The 581-nt window shown below is 38.4% G+C and carries 1 pseudogene and 1 riboswitch; the pseudogene reads left to right on the top strand.

Features of this window, described 5'->3' with window-relative positions:
- A pseudogene (purR, locus tag R7Z49_RS26505) lies at positions 1-272 on the top strand (HTH-type transcriptional repressor PurR); the annotation flags it as partial.
- A 266-nt stretch (positions 273-538) separates the two neighbouring features.
- Positions 539-581: riboswitch (cyclic di-GMP riboswitch) on the top strand. This riboswitch is flagged as partial in the annotation.

Here is a 581-nt window from a genome sequence, read left to right as displayed (position 1 = left end):
TTAACGACACCATGGCACTTGGCTTAATGAGCCGTCTGCAACAAAACGGCATCAAGGTTCCAGATGACGTTTCTGTTATCGGTTACGACAACATTGAACTTGCAGAGTACTTCTCACCACCACTAACAACGATTCACCAACCTAAACGTCGTGTGGGTAAAAATGCGTTTGAGATCCTACTTGAACGCATTAAAGATAAAGAACACGAAAAGCGTGTGTTCGAGATGCAACCAGAGATTGTTATCCGCAATACCGTTAAGAAACTTAATTAAATGAACACAAGCGCCCTTAGGGGCGCTTTTTTTTATTAAAAAAATAACACTTCCCGCACACTTTGCCTCATTCTTAAAAACAATAACTTCCATAAGTTACTGTTTTCTTTACATGTGAATTATTAATTCCCGCTTCTTTTCAAACATTAAATACAATTCTCAATTATGAGTACCCATGCACAAAATGGCATTATTTATTGAATCAAGATCACGTTTTAAAATCTAAAGTGTGATGTTAATTCAATATACGAAGTATCCTCATCTGGTCACGCACAGGGCAAACCATTCGAAAGGGTGGGACGCAAAGCC

Origin of the sequence: Vibrio sp. 1562, assembly GCF_033340155.1 — a bacterium.
GTDB classification, from domain to species: Bacteria; Pseudomonadota; Gammaproteobacteria; order Enterobacterales; family Vibrionaceae; genus Vibrio; species Vibrio alginolyticus.
This window is presented reverse-complemented; position numbering and strand designations above follow the sequence as displayed.